Origin of the sequence: Tardiphaga sp. 215_C5_N2_1 (assembly GCF_052076055.1) — a bacterium.
Classification (GTDB): Bacteria; Pseudomonadota; Alphaproteobacteria; order Rhizobiales; family Xanthobacteraceae; genus Tardiphaga; species Tardiphaga robiniae.
The window spans coordinates 2,859,275-2,879,696 of record NZ_CP197240.1 but is presented as its reverse complement, the minus strand read 5'-3'; the positions used below and the strand labels follow the sequence as shown (position 1 = coordinate 2,879,696).

Genomic DNA, 20,422 nt, shown 5'->3' with positions numbered 1-20,422 from the left:
CTTCAATGCGGCGACGCTGCCCCCTTCAGCGTCGCCAGTTCGGCTTCCAATTCCGCAATCCGCGCATCGCGTGCTGCCAACACCGCCGCGACATCGGCCGCATCGAATTTCTGCGGGATATGCTGCGGACAATTGGTGTCCCACGCAGCGATTGTGAACAGGATGACCTGCTCGGGCTTCGCACGATAACCTTGTGGCATCAGCGATCGCATCAAGGCCGGGTCGTCCTCGACCACCCGCGCGGTGCCCCAGAGCTTGACCCGGCGGCGATGCGCGTAATCCATGATGAAGATGTTGGCCTTTGGATTCTCGGCCAGATTGCCCTGGGTGATGTATTGCCGGTTGCCGCTATAATCCGCGAAGGCCAGCGTCTGTTTGTCGAGCACCTTCACGAACCCCTTCGGTCCGCCGCGATGTTGCATATAAGGCTGGCCGTCAGCGCTGGCGGTAGCCAGAAAGAAGCTGTTCGCCTCGGCGAGAAACGCTGCGAGATTGTCGTCGATCTCGGTGCGCCAGCCGCCGTTTTCCTCGACATGCGCGTAGCCGGAACGCGACCCCTTGCGCGTCTGGATCGCCTTGACGGTCGGCGTGAAGGCAATGTCGCTGGAATAGGTGTGGATGTCTGACATGACTTACTCCCTGATTGGAGCTTGGGACGGGATGCGTTCCCGCCGCCCCAAGTTGGCTATTTCCTCACACAAGAACAATCATCGGAATTGACACTTCATTATTGCTGGATATGAAATGGTTCGATGGATCGCATCGAAGCCATGACTGTCTTCGTCGCCGTGGCGGACCTGCAGGGGTTTGCGCCTGCGGCCCGCAAGCTCGGACTCTCCGCGTCGGCGGTCACCCGCATGGTGGCGGCGCTGGAGGAGCGCCTTGGCGCCCGCCTGCTGCAGCGGACCACGCGCTCGGTGATGCTGACGGATGTCGGCGCGCGCTATCTGCAACGAGCGCGCCAGATTCTCGCGGATATCGAGGAGGCCGAAGGCTCCGCACAGGCCGAACGGGCGCGGCCGAGCGGGCGTCTGGTCGTCTCGGCGCCGGTCGGATTCGGGCGGCTGCATGTGACGCCGCTGATCTCGGCCTATCTGCAGCGCTATCCGGATGTGTCAGGTGAATTGCGGCTGACCGATCGCATGGTCGGCCTGGTCGAGGACGGCATCGATGTCGCGGTGCGGATCGGCGATCTTGCCGATTCCAGCCTCGTGGCGCGCAACCTCGGTACCATGTCGCGCATCGTGGTGGCGTCGCCGGATTATCTGGCGCAGCGCGGCCAGCCGACGGCACCGGAGGATATCGCAAAGCACGACACGATCCAGTTCGGTTCGATCGCGTCAGCGCCGGAATGGCGCTTCGTGCGTGATGGCCGGGATGTTCGCATCACGCATACGCCGCGCTTCACCACCGATGTCGCCGATGCCGCCATCTGGCACGCCGAGCACGGTGGCGGCCTGACTCGCGTGCTGGCCTATCAGGCTGCGGAGGGGCTGGAGGCGGGACGGCTGAAGCGCGTGCTGACGAAGTTCGAGCCGCCGGTGGTGCCGATCCACATCGTCTATCCGACGTCGCGGTTGCTATCGGCTAAAGTGCGCGTCTTCATCGACCTCGCCGCCGAAACCTGCCAGTGGGATTTCAGCAAGCGATAGCCATCGCTACGTTTTTGGTGGCGCGACGCTGAACGTGCCGTTGGCCCGGGCGCACGGCTCGCCGTCTGCCGTGATTAGTGCCTGCGCAAAGCAGAGACGCTTGCCGGTCTTGATGACCTCAGTCTCGATCTGCAGCCATTGCCCGATCTGCGCGGAACCGAGAAAATCGGCGGACAGATTAACAGTCACCAACCGTGTGCCGCCGCCGAGTACATGCCCGCAACTTAGGCCCATCGCATTGTCGGCCAGCGCCGTGATCAGCCCGCCATGCGCCATGCGGCGCGAATTGGTATGCGCTTCAGCAATGCGGAGGCCGAGGATGACATTGGTCTCCGTCACCTTTGAATAGATCGGTTCCCACGGCGTGGTGAGGGGGCTCTTGCGATAGTGTGGCGCGAAGCCGTGGGGGATAGCGGTGTCGGTCATGGCACATCCATCTGGATTGTTTGCGCCATAGAAGCGAAAGCACGCGCAAAGGACAGGCCAACAAAGTTTCAAACAACCTTTTCCGGCCGTTCAAAACAACGCGGCGCCTACGATCCTAATACGGCAGTCCCACATAATTTTCCGCCAGCGACGCTGTCGCGACATCCGAATGTACGACATAATCCAGCTCGGCCTGCTGCAGCTTGGTGCCGAAACCGTCATTGTCGGGGAAGCGATGCATCATCGAGGTCATCCACCACGAGAAACGCACCGCTTTCCACACGCGCTTCAGCGCGATGGCCGAATAGAAGTCGAGGCCGCTCGAGGATTTCTCATCGTAGAATTCGCGTAGCGCCATCGACAGGTAATGGACGTCGGAGGCCGCGAGGTTGAGCCCCTTGGCGCCGGTCGGCGGCACGATGTGGGCGGCGTCGCCGGCCAAAAAGAGCCTTCCGAAGCGCATCGGTTCCGCGACAAAACTACGCAGCGGCGCGATACTCTTCTCCAGCGATGGGCCGGTGATGAGGCTTTCGGCGGCCTCCGTGTCGAGGCGACGGCGCAACTCGTCCCAGAACATGTCGTCGGTCCAGCTCTCGACTTTTTCGTCGAGGGAGCACTGGACGTAATATCGGCTGCGCGTCATCGAGCGCATCGAGCACAGCGCGAAGCCGCGTTCGTGATTGGTGTAGATCAGCTCATGCGACACTGGCGGCGTATCCGAGAGCAGGCCGAGCCAGCCGAACGGATAGACGCGCTCGAAAGTCTGCATGGCGGACGCCGGAACGCTCTGGCGCGAGACGCCGTGGAACCCATCACAGCCGGCAATGAAATCGCAGGCGATCTCGTGGCTTACGCCGTCCTTGACGTAGCGGACGCGGGGGCTTGTGCCGTCGAAATCGTGCAGCGAGACATTGTCGGCGTCATAGACCGTGGTCAGCCCGGCCTTGTCGCGGGCGTCCATCAGGTCGCGGGTGACTTCGGTCTGGCCGTAGACGGTAACGACCTTACCGCCGGATGCCTTCTTCAGGTCGAGGCGGTGGCGAATTCCGCCGAATAGAAGTTCGATCCCGTCATGGATCAGGCCTTCGTGATGCAGGCGCTCGGTAATCCCCAGCTTTTCCAGCAGGCCAACGGTGCCCTGTTCGAGCACGCCGGCGCGGATGCGGGCGAGGACATAGTCCCGATCCTTGCGCTCCAGAATGACGTTATGGATCCCATAGGCATGCAATAGTTGCCCTAGCAACATTCCAGCCGGACCAGCTCCAATGATGGCAACTTTTGTTCGCAACGCTTGCTCCCGCGGTTGATATAGGCTCTGTCGTCCGACTGAGTTGACAAGTCAAGCGGGGTCGCGACACTGGCTCCGCAACGCGTGCTATCGCACCGCTTGCAAGGATGATTATAACATATAACAATATTCGCAAAGGGCCATTCAAGGTCCGGTGAACAGGTTCGTGAGAACACGTCCAAACGGGCGTAGAGGGAGAGACGTCGATGAAAAGGGCAATCTTTGCATTGCTGGCGGCTGGCTGTCTGACGACTGCAATGAGCCCGGCGCAGGCGCAAGACAAAACCGTCAATATGAAAGTATCGCTGTGGGTGCCGCCGGCGCATCCGCTGGTGCCGGCCACACAGGCCTGGGCGGCCGATATCGAGAAGGCCTCGGGCGGCAGCATCAAGATGTCGGTGTTCCCCTCCGAACAGCTCGGCAAGGCGTTCGACCATTACGACATGGCGCGCGATGGTATCGCCGATATCACTTATGTGAATCCCGGCTATCAGCCCGGCCGTTTCCCCATCGTGGCCGCAGGCCAGCTGCCCTTCGTGTTCTCGGACGGCAAGAAGGGCACCCTCGCGCTCAACGAGTGGTATCAGAAATACGCCAAGACCGAGATGAAGGACACGAAGCTGTGCTTCGCTTTCATCCACGATCCCGGATCGATCCACGGCAAGAAGAAGATCGTCGTGCCGTCAGACCTCAACGGCGTGAAGGTCCGCCCGGCGCAGAGCACCATCGGCGAAATGGTCAAGCTGTTCGGCGGCACCAATGTGCAGGCCTCGGCGCCGGAATCGCGCGATGCGATCGAACGCGGCGTTGCCGACGAGATCGCGTTCCCGTGGGGCTCGATCTTCCTGTTCGGCATCGACAAGGTGGTGAAGTATCACATCGACGTGCCGCTCTATTCGACGGTGTTCACCTACAACATCAATCTCGCCAAGTATAATTCCATGTCCGCGGCGCAGAAGAAGATCATCGACGATCACTGCACGCCGGAATGGGCCTCCAAGGTCACCGATCCCTGGGTCGACTTCGAAGCCAATGGCCGCACCAAGATGAAGGCGCTTCCGGATCACGAGGTCTACAAGCTGACGCCCGAGCAGCTTGCCGAGTGGAAGAAGGGCGTTCAACCGCTCAACGCCGCCTGGGCTGCGGCCGTGAAGAAGGCCGGCGGCGACGCCGATGCCATCGACGCCGACCTCAAGGCGATGCTGAAGAAGCACGACGCGGGGCTGTAGCTTTCCGCCGAGTCCGTTGATCGCACGGACCTCTCACCACGTCATGGCCGGGCTTGACCCGGCCATCCACTTTCCTTCGCACCCAGAAGATGAATGCCCGGGTCATCTAGTGAAGTTCGCTTCGCGCTGCCCGGGCATGACGATCGAGAGGGCGGAGGCTGGCTTCTCCTCTTGAGCATTGTGACATCGACGATGACCGCCACGTCCGAAATCTCCCAATCCAGCGCCCTCGGCATTCCGCCGGATCCGCCCCGCAAGAACGTGATGGATCGCTTCATCGATTCCATCGAGTGGATCGCCGCGTTCTTCGTCGGCATCGTTGCACTGAACACTTTCATCGCCGTGTTCATGCGAAAATTCTTCGCGGTCACGATCCCCGATTATTACAATATCGGCCAGTTCATGCTTGGCGTGCTGATCTTTTGGGGCATCGCCGCGACGTCCTATCGCGGCTCGCACATCACCGTCGATCTGGTCTGGGCCAATGCCACGCCAAAGTATCAGCGCTGGATCGACGTGTTCGCAACCTTGGTGCTGCTGTTCGTCGTGACCGTGCAGACCTACACGCTGTTCGACAAGGTTGTGGACACCTATTCGAGCCACATCGTCACCATGGATCTGCAACTGCCGGTCTGGCCGTTCTTCCTGCTGTCATGGATCGGCGACGTTTCGGCGGTGCTGTTGATCGCGATCCGCACTTACAGGCTGATCTTCCATCCGGAAGAGATGCATGAACCCGAAATCAAGACGGCAGAGTAAATCGCATGGATCTCAGTAACGAAGCGGTTGCCGTCATCGGCTTTGTCAGCCTGTTCGTATTGATGCTGTTGCGCGTGCCGGTGGGTATGGCAATGGGGCTCGTGGGCATCACGGGCTTCGGCTATCTCACTGGTTTTGCGCCAGCGCTGAAACTGGTCGGCCAGACTACCATGCGGACGGTGACGGACTATTCCTTTGGCGTGATCCCGATGTTCCTCCTGATGGGCGCCTTCGTTTCGGTGTCGGGTATCAGCCGTGAACTATTTCGCGCGGCCAACACCTTTGTCGGCCACTGGAAGGGCGGATTGGGCATCGCGACCATCGCCGCCTGCGGCGGCTTTGCCGCGATCTCCGGGTCGTCGGTGGCGACGGCCGCGACATTCTCCGCCGTTGCCTATCCGGAAATGCGGCGTTTCAATTATCCGCAGAGCTTCGCCACGGGTGTCATCGCCGTGGGCGGCACGCTCGGCGCGATGCTGCCGCCGTCCACGGTATTGGCGGTTTACGGCATTATTACCCAGCAAGACATCGGCAAGCTGTTCATCGCCGGCATCGTGCCGGGCCTGCTCGCTATCGTCATGCACATGATCACCATTGCGATCATCGGCGTGGTCAAGCCGGGCTTCTTGCCGGCTGGCCCGAAAGCCTCGTGGCGCGAGCGCGCCGCGGCGATCCGCGATGTCTGGTCGCCATTGTTGCTGTTCGTCTTCGTGATTGGCGGCCTTTATGGCGGCTTCTTCATCCCGACCGAAGCCGGTGCGGTCGGCGCGGTCGGCGCCTTCATCATCGGCGTGCTGCGCGGCAAGCTGAACAAGGACGGCATCCTGCAGTCATTGCTGCAAGCGACGCGGACCGCTGCCGCCGTGTTCACCGTGCTCATCGGTGCGCTGTGCTTTGGCTATTTTCTCACGATTACCCAGACCCCGCAGCACGTCACCGAGTTCCTCACCGGCCTCGGCATCGGCCCCTACGGCGTGCTGGCGCTGATCCTCCTGATGTATCTGGTGCTGGGCTGCCTGATGGATGCCATGGCCATGGTGATCCTCACCGTGCCGATCGTGTTTCCGGTGATCATGGCACTTGGTTTCGATCCGATCTGGTTCGGCATCGTCATCGTCATGACCGTCGAGCTCGGCCTGATTCATCCGCCGGTCGGCATGAACGTCTTCGTCATCAAGAGTGTGATCAAGGACGTCAGCATGTCGACGATATTCAAAGGCGTGCTGCCATTCGTGGTTACCGACCTGATCCGTCTCGTGCTGCTGATCCTGTTCCCGCTGATTGCCACCTGGCTGCCGATGCGGATGATCGGATGACATCATGACGACACCGCAGCTTGCGACGAAGTATGTCTTCAGCCTGTCGATCAAGGTCGGCACGCCGATCGTGGCCGGCGATCTCGGATATGGCATCCGCCGGGTCATCCCGGTCCTTGGCGGCACTGTGCAGGGCGAGGGCATCAAGGGTACGATCCATTCGGGCGGCGCCGATTTTCAGATTATCCGTCCGGATGGCTTCACCGAGCTGGAAGCGAAATATACGTTCGAGCTCGACGACGGGGCCTTGATCTATATCGAGAATATAGGCGTCCGCTTTGGCCCGAAGGAGGCGCTTGATCGCATCGCTCGGGGCGAGGCGGTCGATCCCACCCTGATCTATTTCCGCTCGGTGCCGAAATTCGAGACAGGGCATCCCAAGTATCGTTGGCTGATGCAGAACCTGTTCATCGGCGTCGGCGCACGGCATCCCGATCGCGTCGAACTCGCGGTGCATCAGGTGCTGTAGGGCTCTATCCTCTCCGCTGTCATTGCGAGGAGCGAAGCGACGAGGCAATCCAGTTCTTGGCTTTCTGGATTTACTTCGCTTCGCTCGCAATGGCGGAGGTGTCAGCTTACTTTCTCAGCAATTTCTGGTGTTAAATCTCCATCGACCGGCAAAAAGCCGGCGTTACACAGGGAGGCGACGATGCTGAGAGCTTGGGTGCTTGGATCTGCGATTTCGCTACTGATGGCTGTGCCTGCCCTGGCGCAGGACTGGACCAAATCGAAATGGGGGCCGAACGACGAGATCGGCGCCGCCAACTACATGAAACCGGATCTCGTGAAGTCTGCCGCGCAACTGGTGAAGACCGGCAAGACCTATGCGCTCGGCATTCCGGTGGGGGCGGACACGCCGGCCTATCCGCCCCGCGGTTTCAAGATCACCGTGGTACAGCCCGGTCAGGCCGGCAATCCCGGGCTCGGTCCCAATCACGCGACCTACAACGACGACATGCTCAACGGCTGGGTCGGCGTCAACCACGTCTATTACAATGGCAACAAAGTCGCCGATTTCGGCGATGCCAACGGCCTGAAGAAACTTGGCATCGACAAGGTGCCGCCGCTCGTCACCCGTGGCGTGCTGCTGGACATGGCGGCTTACTACAAGACTGATGTGGTCAAGGAAGGCACTGCTTTCAACGTCAAGGAAATCGAGGAGGTCGCCAAGGCGCAGGGCGTCGAGATCAGGCAAGGCGACGTCGTGCTGTTCCACACCGGATGGCTCAGCCTGCTCGGCAAGGACGATAAACGCTACAATGCCGGCGAGCCTGGCCTTGGCGCCGAGGGCGCCAAATATCTGACCAGCAAGGGTGTTGTCGCGGTCGGCGCCGATACCTGGGGCGTCGAGGTGCTGCCGTTCGAAACCGGCAATGTATTTGAAATCCACCAGATACTTCTGGCGATGAACGGGACTTACATCCTCGAAAACATGGATACGTCCGAACTGGCCAAGGACAAAGGCTACGAATTCCTGTTTGTGCTCGGTCAGCCCCGCTTCAAGGGCGGTGTGCAGAGCATGATCAACCCGGTGGCGATCCGCTAGCCCCGGTAATAGAGGCGATCCGGTCTATCAGGCGAGACCGGATCGCTGTCGCACCAGAATACCTGACTTTATGCAGGACGAGATCAGCCTATTGCACCGCAAGATTGACTCATGCGCTATTCGTTATAAGATATAATTATTCTAGCCAGGACCTAATCGCGCTCATGAACCAAGCCGTCGCCGCTACCGCTGCCATGCTCCAGATCGAAACCCAAGGCCGCGTGCTGATCGTGGGCCTGAACCGTCCTGCCAAGCGCAACGCGCTGAACGATGGACTGATCCTGGACATCGAGCGTTGCTTCGCGTCGCTGCCCGAGGAAATCGGTGCCGTCGTCGTCCACGGCATCGGCGGGCATTTTTCCGCGGGTCTCGATCTGTCCGAACTCACCGAGCGCGACGCGACAGCCGGCTTGATGCATTCGCGGATGTGGCACCGGGTGTTCGATATCATCCAGCACTGCCGCGTCCCAGTGATCGCCGCACTACAGGGCGCAGTGATCGGCGGCGGCCTTGAACTGGCTTGCTCCGCGCATATTCGCGTTGCCGATCCCTCGGCCTATTACGCGCTGCCGGAAGGCAGCCGCGGTATCTTCGTCGGTGGCGGCGGCTCGATGCGTCTGCCGCGCCTGATCGGTGTGCACCGGATGGCCGACATGATGCTCACCGGCCGCGTCTACAAGGCGGAGGAGGGCGTGGCGCTCGGCTTCGCGCAGTATCTGACGGAAGCCGGCGGCGCCTTGCCCAAGGCCATAGAGCTTGCCGAGCGTGTCGCGCAGAACGCACCGTTGACAAATTTTGCCGTGCTGCAGGCCTTGCCGCTGATCGCCGAAGCCAGTCCGCAGACAGGCCTGATGCTCGAAGCGCTGATGGCCTCGGTGGCGCAGAGCGATCAGGAGGCGAAAAATCGCATCAGGGATTTTCTGGAGCGCAAGGCAGGCAAGGTGAAGCCCGGCTAATCCTGCAAGACGACAACGAACAAAAATAAAAGCAACAATCGGGACGAATACACAGGGCGGAAACAATGTCTGCAAGTGCCGACAAAATCGATCAGACAAAGCGAGCGATAACCGCGCATCCGCTGCGGCCGATTTCCTATGGCGATCCCGCGGTCACCATCGAGCGCCACGACGACGGCACCATCTATCTGCGTCCGACCAATGCCATCGGCGACTATCCGGACCGTGTCACCGACTATCTGCATCACTGGGCCAGGGAAGCGCCGGATCGGGTCTTCATGGCTGAGCGCGCGGAAGGCGGCGGCTGGCGTGAAGTCACTTACGCGCAGATGCTGGATGCGGTGCGCCACATCGCCTCGGCGCTGCTGTCGCGCGAGTTGTCCGCCGACAAGCCCATCGTCATTCTCTCCGGCAATTCGGTCGATCATGCACTGATCGCCTTCGGCGCGCTCTATGCCGGCATTCCCTACGCTCCAGTGTCGCCGGCCTATTCGCTGGTGTCGAAGGACTACGGCAAGCTCGGCTATCTCATGAAGCTGCTGACGCCGGGGCTGGTCTTTGTCGATGACGCCAATGCATTCACGAACGCTATTCACTTCAATGTGCCCGAAGGCACTGAAGTCGTCGTAAGTACCGGCTCCCTGCCGGACCGGCGCGTGACCAAACTCTCCGATCTGCTCGTGATGCCGGAGGCCGCCAATCTCGACGCAGCGAACGCAGCCATCGGTCCGGATACCATTGCGAAGTTTTTGCTGACCTCAGGCTCCACTGGCAATCCGAAGGCTGTGATCAACACCCAGCGTATGATGTGCGCCAACCAGATCATGCTGCGCGATACGCTGGCCTTCCTGAAGGACGAGCCGCCGGTGATCATCGACTGGCTGCCATGGAATCACACCTTTGGCGGTAATCACAATATCGGGCTGACGCTGTTCAATGGCGGTTCGATGTATCTCGACGACGGCAAGCCGACGCCCACGGGTATCGAACAGACAATTCGTAATCTCCGCGAGATCTCGCCGACGGTCTATTTCAACGTCCCCAAGGGGTATGAATCGTTGTTGCCGTATTTGCGTGAAGACGCTGCGTTGCGCGAAAAATTCTTCGCGCGGCTGCACGCAATGTTCTTTTCCGGCGCAGCGCTGTCGGCCTATGTCTGGGACAGCCTCGATGAGCTGTCGGTGCAGACAACGGGTGTGCGTGTGCCCATGCTCACCGGCCTCGGCGCTACCGAGACATCCCCTTTCTTCATGTGCGTCAACCCGGTGACCAGTCGCTCAGGCCATGTCGGCCTTCCGGTGCCGGGCAACGATGCCAAGCTGGTGCCGAACAACGGCAAGATGGAAGTGCGCGCCAAAGGGCCGAACATCACGCCGGGCTACTGGCGCGAGCCGGAACTGACCGCGAAAGCGTTCGACGAGGAAGGCTATTATATCTTCGGCGATGCGCTGAAGGCCGTCGATCCCGATGATCTCTCCGCTGGTTTTGATTTCGACGGCCGCATCTCCGAGGATTTCAAGCTCGGCAGCGGCACCTGGGTCAGTGTCGGCCCGCTGCGCGCGCGCTTCGTCGGTACTTGTGCGCCGCTGGTGCGCGATGTGGTCATCGCCGGCATCAACCGCGACGAACTCGCAGCTCTCGTTATTCTCGATCTCGATGGCTGCCGCGTGATCAATCCCGATCTTCCTGCGGGCGACCTCGCTGCGGCAGCCAATGATCCGATCATCCGCAACGCGTTCCGTGAGCGCCTCGCACGTTTCATGGCCGGTGCTACCGGCTCGTCCACGCGGATTGCCAAGGCGGTGCTGCTCGACACCCCGCTGTCCATCGATCGTGGTGAGGTCACGGACAAGGGCTCGGTCAATCAGCGCGCCGTGCTGGAGCATCGCGCCAGGTTGATCGACGATATTTATGGGAATCCGGAAGTTGCGAAAGTGATCGTGATCTAGTTGAAAGCCGCCAATGAACGGCAGAGAAATCGAACAGGGGAGGACATCATGCAATTGAAGAACCAGGCCGCTATCGTCACGGGTGGCGCTTCCGGTCTCGGCGCTGCGACCGCCCGCAGGCTCGCCGCGCAGGGCGCGAAAGTCGCGCTGCTCGATCTCAACATCGCCCTCGCCGAAGCCGTCGCCAAGGAAATCGGCGGTGTTGCCATTTCCTGCGACGTGTCCGACGCCGCCTCCGCTGAAGCCGCGGTCGCCGCCGCCGCCAATGCGCACGGCCCGGCGCGTGTGCTGGTGAACTGCGCTGGCATCGGCGTCGCCAAGCGCGTGATCGGCCGCGATGGTCCGATGGCGCTCGGCGATTTCGACAAGGTCATTCGCGTCAACCTGATTGGCTCGTTCAACATGATCCGCCTGGCAACGGACCCGATGTCCAAGCTGGAGCCGCTGGAGACCGGCGAGCGCGGCGTGGTGATCTCGACGGCCTCGGTGGCGGCCTATGACGGCCAGATCGGCCAGTCCGCCTATTCGGCCTCCAAGGGTGGCATCGTCGGCATGACACTGCCCATCGCCCGCGAGATGGCCCAGTTCGGCATCCGCGTGCTGACCATCGCGCCGGGCCTGTTCATGACGCCGCTTTTGGCGGGCCTGCCGCAGGAGGCGCAGGACAGTCTCGCCGCAGCGATCCCGTTCCCACGCCGGCTCGGCCATGCCGACGAATTCGCGTCTCTCGCACTGCACATGATCGACAATCCGTATCTCAACGGCGAGGTGGTCCGGCTCGACGCCTCGCTGCGCATGGCGCCACGTTAAGCCTGCGGCAAAGCATCAGTGCGCCAGCCCTTTACCGGTACGGGCGCACTGACCTAAAGAAGGGGCTGATAAGCCAGCCGAACTTTGATTTAGCTGAAGCCATAAAAAATGACTCTGAGGGAGAGACCCATGACCAAGCATCACTTGGCGATCGCGGCTGTTGCCGCATCGCTGGCACTCGCTGCACCGGCTTTTGCCCAAACCTCCGACATCACTATCGGCATCACCACGTCAACCACGGGCCCCGCGGCGGCGCTGGGCATTCCCGAACGCAACGCGCTGGAATTCGTGCCGAAGGAAATCGGCGGCGTGCCGCTCAAGATCATCGTGCTCGACGATGGCGGCGATCCGACCACCGCGACCACCAATGCCCGCCGTTTCATGACCGAATCCAAGGCCGACATCATCATGGGTTCGGCGGTGACGCCAACCAGCATTGCGGTGTCCAACGTGGCCAACGAAGCTGGCATCCCGCATTTCGCCCTGTCGCCGCTGCCGATCACGCCGGAACGCGCCAAGTGGTCGGTGGCCATGCCCCAGCCCGTGCCAATCGTCGGCAAGGTGATGTACGACCACATGAAGTCCAAGGGCATCAAGACCATCGGCTATATCGGCTATTCCGATAGCTACGGCGATCTGTGGTTCAACGATCTCAAGACCCAGGCGGTGCCGATGGGCATCAACATCGCGGCGGAAGAGCGTTTTGCCCGTCCGGATACGTCGGTCACCGGTCAGGTACTGAAACTGCTTGCTGCCAATCCTGACGCGATCCTGGTCGGCGCCTCCGGCACCGCCGCCGCGCTGCCGCAGACCGAATTGCGCGACAAGGGCTACAAGGGCCTGATCTACCAGACCCACGGCGCCGCCTCGATGGACTTCATCCGTATCGCCGGCAAGGCCGCCGAAGGCGTGCTGATGGCCTCCGGCCCGGTGATGTATCCGGAAGGCCAGGCCGATACGGCCCTGACCAAGAAGCCCGGCATGACGCTCAACACCGCCTATGAGGCCAAATACGGCCCGAACAGCCGCAGCCAGTTCGCCGGCCACTCCTATGACGCCTTCGAGGTGCTGAAGCGAGTGATCCCGACGGCGCTGAAGACCGCCAAGCCTGGCACTCCGGAGTTCCGCGAGGCGATCCGGCAGGCGCTGCTCACCGAGCGTGAGATTGCCGCCACCCAGGGCGTCTACAACTTCACGGAAAAGGATCGGTATGGTCTGGATGAGCGTTCGCGCATCTTGCTGACGGTGAAAGACGGCAAATACGTTCTCGCCCAGTAATGCAGATCTGACGGAGGGCAGGGGCGCGAAGCGCCTTTGCTTCGCCGGCATTTTTCGATAACAAGGCCGGCCCTCGCCAGAGGGTCGGCTTTTTGCTGTGCGCGAGCCTTCGCGCGGCCACAACCAGCGCCACGTCTGCCGGTATCGCTGCCGCTTTCGGCGCTCTCCGCTTCCACACGAGAAAGATAAGACATGTCTAAGCTTCATCTGGCGATCGCGGCTGTTGCCGTCTCGCTGGCGATTGCCACCTCCGCCGAAACCCAGACCGCAGAGATCACCGTCGGCATCAGCATTTCCACCACGGGCCCTGCGGCGGCGCTGGGCGTGCCCGAGCGCAACGCGCTGGAATTCGTGCCCAAGGACATCGGCGGCGTGCCGCTGAAGCTGATCGTGCTCGACGACGGCGGCGATCCGTCCATCGCCACCACCAACGCGCGCCGGTTCGTGTCGGAATCCAAGGCCGACATCATGGTCGGCTCGTCGATCGTGCCGTCCTCGGTCGCCATGTCAGCGGTTGCCAATGAAGCCGGCGTGCCGCATTTCAGCCTGTCGCCGATGCCGTTCACGCCCGCGCGCGTGAAGTGGTCGGTGGACATGCCGCAGCCGGTCGAGATCGTCGGCAAGGTCATGTACGACCACATGAAGGCCCACGGCGTGAAGACCATCGGCTATGTCGGCTATTCGGACAGCTATGGCGACCTGTGGTTCAACGACCTCAAGGCGCAGACATCAACGATGGGCATGTCCATTGTCGATGATGAGCGCTTCGCGCGTCCGGATACGTCGATCACCGGCCAGGCGCTGAAGCTGATCGCCGCCAATCCCGATGCCATCCTGATCGGTGCCGCTGGCACCGGCGCCGGCATGCCGCAGTCCGAACTGCGCGATCGCGGCTACAAGGGCCTGATCTATCAGACCCACGGCGCCGCCTCATCAGACTTCATCCGCATCGCCGGCAAGTCGGCCGAAGGTGTGCTGATGGCTGCTGGTCCCGTGATGTACCCGGAAGGCCAGCCCGACTCGGCGCTGACCAAGAAGCCCGGCCTCGAACTCAACGCAGCCTATGAAACCAAATACGGCGCCAACAGCCGCAGCCAGTTCGCCGGTCATGCCTATGACGTGTTCGAAGTGCTGAAGCGCGTCGTGCCCGTGGCGTTGAAGACCGCCAAGCCCGGCACCCCGGAATTCCGCGAGGCCATCCGCCAGGCGCTGATGAGCGAGAAGGAAATCGCCGCGACGCAGGGCGTCTACAACTACACCGAAAAGGACCGCAACGGCGTCGATGATCGCTCGCGGATCCTGCTGACGGTCAAGGACGGGAAGTACGTTCCGGCGAAGTAAACCGGAGCACAGTTCAAACAAAGGCCGGCTGTCGCGAGGCAGCCGGCTTTTGTTGGTGCGTAACGAGCTGTCAGTCCAGCGGACGCCATTTTCGTACGTCTGCATCGGATGGCTGGAATGCTGCACCATCCTTGTAGACCATGTCGGTCATCACGCCCTTGCCGTCCTTGACCCCGGTGTGTCCGACATAGAGGCCGAGCGTCGCCTGATGATCGATGCCGCGGAAGGCGATCGGTCCGGCGGGGCTGTCGAATGTCAGGTCGGCGAATGCGGTGACCAGCTTCTCGGACTCTGTGGACCCGGCTTTCACGATGCCTGCAGCCAGCGCCTTGCCGGTCACATAGCCGACCAGCGACGCCATTCGCGGATAGTCCTTGTACTTGGCCTGGTAGTCTTTCACGAAGATCTCATGTGCGGGCGTTTTGATCAGGTACCAGGGATAACCTGTGACGATCCAGTTCTTGGGTGCGTCGTCTTTCAGTGGATCGAGATATTCAGGTTCGCCGGTCAGCAGGCTGACGACGTCCCGCTTCTCGAACACGCCGCGGGTGTTGCCTTCGCGGACGAACTTGGCGAGATCTGGCCCGAACAGCACGTTGAATATCGCATCAGGCTTGGCATCGTCGAGCGCCTGCGCAACTGCACCGGCTTCGATCTTGCCGAGCGGCGGCGCCAGATCGGCGACGAATTCAACGTCGGGCTGCTGTTGTTTCAGCAGGGTCTTGAAGGTCGCGACGGCAGACTGGCCGTATTCGTAGTTGGGATAGACCATTGCCCAGCGCTTCTTCTTGAGCTTCACCGCGTCGGGAACCAGCGCGGCGGCGTGCGTGTAGGTCGAGGGCCGCAGCCGGTAAGTATAGCGGTTGCCATTTTCCCAGATCAGCTTGTCGGTGAGCGGCGCGGAGGCAAGGAAGAACATCTTGCGCTGCTTGGCGAAGTCGGCAACGGCAAGGCCGACATGGCTGAGGATGGTGCCGGTCAGGATATCAACATTCTCACGCAAGATCAGTTCGTCGGCCGCCCGCACGGCTTCATTGGGATTGGCGCCGTCGTCGCGATAGACCATTTCGAGCCTCTTGCCGATTACGCCGCCCGCAGCATTGGCTTCTGCGATCGCAAGGTCGAGGCCGTTGCGATAGGGCTGCGTATTGGCGACCATTGCCTTGTAGCTGTTGAGATCGCCGATCTTGATCGTATCGCCTGCCTGCGCAGCCGTGGATGCTGATCCCAGCAACAGGAGCGTCAGTAACGTTTTTACCCGAAAGGCCATTTCTGTCTCCTTGTGTTGATCTGGAAGAGTGGGGCGGGTATCCGCCGCGCGGCACGGCGTCGATTCAGGCGATGGCGGCTATCGCAACATCCTTGCGCTCGGCTTCGATCATGCGCTCGACCATTTGACGCATGCGGATCGGTGCGCCATCGATGGCGATCCGTAGCGGGCGCCGCGTACGCGGTTCGCGCTCGTTCTGGTGGATCGCTTCGAGGATGTCCTTGTCCTCCTGGAAGGCGATGCGGAATTGGTCCGACAGACGCTTGTTGGCGTCGTCGTCGGCCTTGAAGTTTTTCACGTGTAGCCAGTGGTCGATACAGTTGTTCTCATCGACTGGCGTGATGAAGTGGCATGCGAAGATCTGGATGCAGTCGTCGCGCTTGCCTTCGGGCGCGCCCGTGCCGGTGGCGGCACTGCCGAAGTCGATCACCGCGATGCTTGGCGCGTGATAGTGGTAATAATGCCAGCGATCGACATGGCCGGTGAAGCTGCCGAATTTCTGGAACAGCGGGATGGCCGGTGCATCGATGATCCAGCGCCAGGTGACGAGATAATCGTCGCCGCGCTTCTCGGTTTCGACCGGCACTTCCTCGCCGGCTGAATTACCCAGCGTCGAGAGGTGCACGAAGCTGACATGGGCAGGGTCGCACAGATTGTCGGCGAGATTGAGATAGTTGCAGCTGATGTGCAGTGCATCGCCTTCCACCGCACTCCATTCAGAGTCGGTAAACTGTGGCAGGTCATAGATTGTTGCGGGATCTGCCAGCGTCGCATCGCCCATCCAGATCCAGATCAGGCCCATTTTCTCGAAGACAGGGAAGCTACGCACCTGAGCGTTAGCGGGGATGTTGTGCTGGCCAGGGATACGCACACAGCGGCCGGTCGTGCCATCAAAGGTGAGGCCATGATAGCCGCACTCCAGCATGGAGCCCCTGATCCGTCCCATCGACAGCGGCGCCAGTCGATGCGGGCAGGCGTCTTCCAATGCGTGGATATTGCCGTCTTCGCCGCGATACAGCGCGACGAGTTCACCGAGGATACGTCGCTGCACCGGCTTGTCGGTGACGTCGCGCGACCATGTCGCGGGATACCAGGTGTCGCGGACATAGGAGGCTGGCTGCTGCTGGTCTCGTTCGATCATCGCCATTACTCCGGTAAGGGAAGAACGTTGTCCGATTTATTGAAGTAAATACTTAACGAATATAGATCCGATCTAAATCAGACGTCCAGCTTAAGATTTATTCGAAGCTGCGCAGGCTTGTGGCAGCCGTTGCGGCGGCGCATAGAATGTGCCGATGAGAGCAAGGGAATCGCTTTAAATGGCTGAAAAACGCGCCGTGGCCGCGCGAACCGCCACGCGCGGCGCACCAACGACGACGGCCCGGTCAGTCAGTCAGCCGGACGATGGGATGCCAGGGCGCAAGGCAGCCGTGCCCAAACGCGCGCCACGGGGGCGGCCGAAACTCGTTGATGGCGGGATCATTCGCAAGAATATCCTGGACGCCGCGATCCGGATCTTCGCCGAACGCGGACTCAGTGGGGCGCGCATCGCGTCGATCTCGAAGCTGGCGAAATCCAACGACCGGATGATCTATTACTACTTCGGCAGCAAGGAGAAGCTGTATATTGCGGTGCTGGAAACACTGTACGTCAACATGACGGATGCGGAGCGCGAACTGGCGCTCGATCTGACTGATCCGATGGATGCGCTACGCCGGCTCGCGGTTTTCACCATGCGACACTATATCGAACATCCCGAGATGATCACGGTACTCAACAACGAGAACCTGCATCGCGGCCGGCACGTCTCGAAAGCCAAGAGCCTTAAGCGGCTTTCATCGCCGGCACTGGAAATGGTCGAGAAGATCGTCAGCCGCGGTATCTCCCAGCGTGTGTTCCGCGCCGATGTCGAGCCGCTGCAGCTCTACATCGCGATCATGTCGCTGAATTATTTCTACGTCTCTAATCGCTGGACGCTGACGGCGTTTCTCGGCCGCGACCTGATGGACGCAGGCGAGCTCTCGCGCTGGCAGGACTGGGTCTGGAAGATGCTAGAGCGGTCCGTCGCACGCTAGAAGGCGCGCGCATCCCGACTAGATCGCGCTCTCGCCTTCGTGCTGGAAACCCAGATAGCTCGCGACCACGCGTTGGTTACTGGCGATGTCGCTGGCGTTTCCGTCGAGGATGAACTCGCCGAGCTCCATCACATAAGCGCGGTCGGCGATCTTCAGTGCGGCCTGCGCGTTCTGCTCCACCAGCAGCACGGAGACGCCGGCAGCCTTCAGCTCGCTGACGATGCGGAAGATGTCGGCGACGATGATCGGGGCGAGGCCGAGGCTTGGTTCGTCGAGCATCAGCAGCTTCGGCGCGCCCATCAGTGCGCGGCCCATGGCCAGCATCTGCTGTTCGCCGCCCGATAATGTGCCGGCGAGCTGCTTGCGGCGTTCCTTGAGGCGCGGGAACAGGGTGTAGACGTGCTCGAAAGATCGTGCGGCAGTCGCCTTGTCGATACGGAAGGCGCCGAGCAGCAGGTTGTCTTCCACATTCATCGTGGCGAACAATTCGCGATGCTCGGGCACGAGGCTGAGGCCGGCAGCGACGCGGTCTTCGATGTCGATCTTGGAGACGTCTTGCCCTGCGAATATCACACCGCCTTTCAGCGGCAGGATACCCATCACCGCATTGAGCAGCGTGGTTTTGCCGGCGCCATTGGCGCCAATGATCGTGACGATCTCGTCGGCGCGAACCTCGAGATTGACCGCACGCACGGCCTCGACCTTGCCATAGGCGACATGCGCATCAGAGACTTGTAGCAACGCGCTCATGCGACCGCTCCCAGATAGGCCTTGATGACGTCGGGATTGGTCTTGATGTCAGCCGGCGCGCCCTCGGCGATCTTGGTGCCGAAATCGAGCACCACGATGCGATTGGCGAGATTCATGACGAAGCCCATGTCGTGTTCGACCAACAGAACCGACATGCCGCCGTCGCGGAGCTGGCGCAGCAGCGATGCCAGTTGCTGCTTCTCCATGTGGCGCAAGCCGGCCGCGGGCTCGTCGAGCAGCAGCAGCATCGGATCGACGCAGAGTGCGCGGGCGATCTCGACGATGCGCTGCTGGCCGAGCGACAAGGATCCTGCGAGCTGGTTCATCTGGTCGCCGAGACCGACACGTTCGATCTGCTTGGCAGCTTCCGCGAGCAGCTTCGCTTCGTCGGCGCGGTCAAGCCTCAGCATGCTGGCGATGGCGCCCGAACGTCCGCGCAGATGCGCGCCGAGGGCGACGTTTTCCAGCACGGTCATGTCGGGCACCAGCTTCACATGCTGAAAGGTACGGGCAATGCCGAGCTTGACGATCTCCTGCGGCGGCGCGCCGGACACACTCTTGCCGAGCACCGTGACCTTGCCGGCGGTCGCGGCCAGTACGCCGGTGATGAGGTTGAAGGTCGTACTCTTGCCTGCGCCGTTGGGGCCGATCAAAGCGACGATCTCGCGTGCCTGCACATTGAACGACACGTCGTTGACGGCGACGACGCCGCCGAACTGCTTGCGTGCCTTGTCGACCTGCAGCAAGACGCCGGTGTCCGGACGGTGGTCGTTGCGGGCGGGCAGTGCATCGGCTGGCGCGGGGCGCTTGCGGCTGTCGCCAGCAGGGAGCCACGCGGTCAGCCACGGCCACATGCCAGTTGGCGCGAGTTGCAGCAGCGCCACGAGCAGGATGCCGAACACGATGGTTTCGAGCTGGCCCCCGCCGCCACCGAAGATCAGCGGCAGATAGCTTTGAAGCACTTCCTTGAGGATCACGACCACGGCCGCACCGAGCACACCGCCCCAGACATAGCCCGCGCCGCCGACCACCGCGATGAACAGATATTCGATACCGAGATGCGGTCCGAACGGCGTCGGATTCGCAGCACGCTGGAAATGCGCATAGAGCCAGCCGGACAGGCCGGCGAGTACTGCTGCGTAGATGAAGACCAGGAGCTTCGCGCGCGCCGTCTGCACGCCGAAGGCTTCGGCTGCGATATGGCCACGACGCAGCGCGCGGATGGCGCGGCCGGTCCGCGAGTCCAGAAAGTTCATGGACAGCAGCGCGCAGATGATGACTGCGATCCAGATCGGGAAATAGATCGAGCCGGGATCCAGCATCTTCCACGTGCCGATCGACAGTGGCGGGATGCCCGAAATGCCATCGTTACGGCCGAGGAATTCCAGCTTGCTGAACAGATAGAACAGGCTGATGCCCCAGGCGATGGTGCCGAGCGGAAGATAGTGGCCCGACAGACGCATGGTGATGATGCCGAGCAGTACCGCGGCGAGGCCCGAGACGATCAGCGACATCGGCAGCGTCAGCCACGGCGACATGCCATAGGCGGTGGTGAGATAGGCCGTCGTATAAGCGCCGAAACCGCAGAACGCCGCCTGGCCGAATGAGGTCAGGCCGCCGACGCCGGTGAGCAGCACGAGGCCCATGGCGACGAGCGCGGCGAGGCCGATATTGTCGAGCAGCACGATCCAGAATGGTGGCACGCCCGGCACGAAGGGGATCGCAGCCATCACCAGCGCGAAAACGAGAATGGGAAGGAGACGCTGTTGCATGGCGC

General features: G+C 61.5%; 19 protein-coding genes. 12 read left to right on the top strand and 7 right to left on the bottom strand.

Features of this window, described 5'->3' with window-relative positions; all coding sequences use genetic code 11:
• Positions 1-2: 2 nt before the first annotated feature.
• Entirely contained in the window at positions 3-629 is a 627-nt protein-coding gene (locus AB7828_RS13735) for a pyridoxamine 5'-phosphate oxidase family protein (protein WP_184511535.1), read from the bottom strand.
• A gap of 123 nt (positions 630-752) precedes the next feature.
• Between AB7828_RS13735 and AB7828_RS13730 the strand changes: the two genes are divergently transcribed.
• Positions 753-1,652 (top strand): LysR family transcriptional regulator, encoded by a 900-nt coding sequence (locus AB7828_RS13730; protein ID WP_441230431.1) that lies wholly within the window; start codon positions 753-755, stop codon positions 1,650-1,652.
• Between the two features lie 6 nt (positions 1,653-1,658).
• Here the strand turns inward: AB7828_RS13730 and AB7828_RS13725 are convergent, their stop codons facing one another.
• Both AB7828_RS13725 and pobA read right to left on the bottom strand, forming a co-directional pair.
• Entirely contained in the window at positions 1,659-2,078 is a 420-nt protein-coding gene (locus AB7828_RS13725; protein ID WP_441230430.1) for a PaaI family thioesterase, read from the bottom strand.
• Positions 2,079-2,193: 115 nt separating this feature from the next.
• On the bottom strand, positions 2,194-3,366 hold the full coding sequence (gene pobA, locus AB7828_RS13720) for a 4-hydroxybenzoate 3-monooxygenase (RefSeq protein WP_441230429.1): 1,173 nt from the start codon (positions 3,364-3,366) through the stop codon (positions 2,194-2,196).
• A 206-nt stretch (positions 3,367-3,572) separates the two neighbouring features.
• Between pobA and AB7828_RS13715 the strand changes: the two genes are divergently transcribed.
• The 10 genes from AB7828_RS13715 to AB7828_RS13670 all read left to right on the top strand — a co-directional run bounded on the left by AB7828_RS13715 (position 3,573) and on the right by AB7828_RS13670 (position 14,550).
• A complete protein-coding gene (locus tag AB7828_RS13715) occupies positions 3,573-4,595 on the top strand; it encodes a TRAP transporter substrate-binding protein (RefSeq protein WP_089265456.1) in 1,023 nt (340 codons plus the stop codon).
• Between the two features lie 264 nt (positions 4,596-4,859).
• Positions 4,860-5,354 (top strand): TRAP transporter small permease, encoded by a 495-nt coding sequence (locus tag AB7828_RS13710; protein WP_231081064.1) that lies wholly within the window; start codon positions 4,860-4,862, stop codon positions 5,352-5,354.
• A 5-nt stretch (positions 5,355-5,359) separates the two neighbouring features.
• Positions 5,360-6,670, top strand: coding sequence for a TRAP transporter large permease (locus tag AB7828_RS13705; RefSeq protein WP_089265454.1), 1,311 nt, complete (start codon positions 5,360-5,362; stop codon positions 6,668-6,670).
• 4 nt (positions 6,671-6,674) lie between these two features.
• On the top strand, positions 6,675-7,139 hold the full coding sequence (locus AB7828_RS13700; RefSeq protein WP_441230428.1) for a DUF3237 domain-containing protein: 465 nt from the start codon (positions 6,675-6,677) through the stop codon (positions 7,137-7,139).
• A gap of 180 nt (positions 7,140-7,319) precedes the next feature.
• Positions 7,320-8,216 carry a cyclase family protein gene (locus AB7828_RS13695; protein ID WP_441230427.1) on the top strand — a complete coding sequence of 299 codons (897 nt, stop codon included), beginning with the start codon at positions 7,320-7,322 and terminating at the stop codon, positions 8,214-8,216.
• 164 nt (positions 8,217-8,380) lie between these two features.
• A complete protein-coding gene (locus AB7828_RS13690) occupies positions 8,381-9,172 on the top strand; it encodes a crotonase/enoyl-CoA hydratase family protein (protein WP_120291800.1) in 792 nt (263 codons plus the stop codon).
• 65 nt (positions 9,173-9,237) lie between these two features.
• Positions 9,238-11,121, top strand: coding sequence for a feruloyl-CoA synthase (locus AB7828_RS13685; RefSeq protein WP_441230426.1), 1,884 nt, complete (start codon positions 9,238-9,240; stop codon positions 11,119-11,121).
• A 48-nt stretch (positions 11,122-11,169) separates the two neighbouring features.
• On the top strand, positions 11,170-11,931 hold the full coding sequence (locus AB7828_RS13680; RefSeq protein ID WP_089265449.1) for an SDR family NAD(P)-dependent oxidoreductase: 762 nt from the start codon (positions 11,170-11,172) through the stop codon (positions 11,929-11,931).
• 129 nt (positions 11,932-12,060) lie between these two features.
• Complete coding sequence (locus AB7828_RS13675) at positions 12,061-13,209, top strand: ABC transporter substrate-binding protein (RefSeq protein WP_093756840.1); 1,149 nt, start codon at positions 12,061-12,063, stop codon at positions 13,207-13,209.
• Between the two features lie 192 nt (positions 13,210-13,401).
• The gene (locus tag AB7828_RS13670) at positions 13,402-14,550 is read left to right on the top strand and encodes an ABC transporter substrate-binding protein (protein WP_441230425.1); all 1,149 of its coding nucleotides are present in this window, start codon (positions 13,402-13,404) and stop codon (positions 14,548-14,550) included.
• 70 nt (positions 14,551-14,620) lie between these two features.
• Here the strand turns inward: AB7828_RS13670 and AB7828_RS13665 are convergent, their stop codons facing one another.
• Together AB7828_RS13665 and AB7828_RS13660 are read right to left on the bottom strand one after the other, a co-directional pair.
• Entirely contained in the window at positions 14,621-15,820 is a 1,200-nt protein-coding gene (locus tag AB7828_RS13665) for an ABC transporter substrate-binding protein (protein WP_441230424.1), read from the bottom strand.
• Between the two features lie 64 nt (positions 15,821-15,884).
• Positions 15,885-16,961: an aromatic ring-hydroxylating dioxygenase subunit alpha gene (locus AB7828_RS13660; RefSeq protein ID WP_439062873.1), complete on the bottom strand. Its 1,077-nt coding sequence runs from the start codon at positions 16,959-16,961 to the stop codon at positions 15,885-15,887.
• A 178-nt stretch (positions 16,962-17,139) separates the two neighbouring features.
• On the opposite strand from AB7828_RS13660, the gene AB7828_RS13655 reads away from it, so the two are divergent.
• Positions 17,140-17,895 (top strand): TetR/AcrR family transcriptional regulator, encoded by a 756-nt coding sequence (locus tag AB7828_RS13655; protein WP_441230423.1) that lies wholly within the window; start codon positions 17,140-17,142, stop codon positions 17,893-17,895.
• Positions 17,896-17,913: 18 nt separating this feature from the next.
• Here the strand turns inward: AB7828_RS13655 and AB7828_RS13650 are convergent, their stop codons facing one another.
• Together AB7828_RS13650 and AB7828_RS13645 are read right to left on the bottom strand one after the other, a co-directional pair.
• Positions 17,914-18,645 (bottom strand): ABC transporter ATP-binding protein, encoded by a 732-nt coding sequence (locus tag AB7828_RS13650; RefSeq protein ID WP_441230422.1) that lies wholly within the window; start codon positions 18,643-18,645, stop codon positions 17,914-17,916.
• Positions 18,642-20,417, bottom strand: a complete 1,776-nt coding sequence (locus AB7828_RS13645) for a branched-chain amino acid ABC transporter ATP-binding protein/permease (RefSeq protein ID WP_441230421.1) — start codon at positions 20,415-20,417, stop codon at positions 18,642-18,644. Before AB7828_RS13645 ends, AB7828_RS13650 begins: the two co-directional genes overlap by 4 nt.
• Positions 20,418-20,422 lie beyond the last annotated feature (5 nt).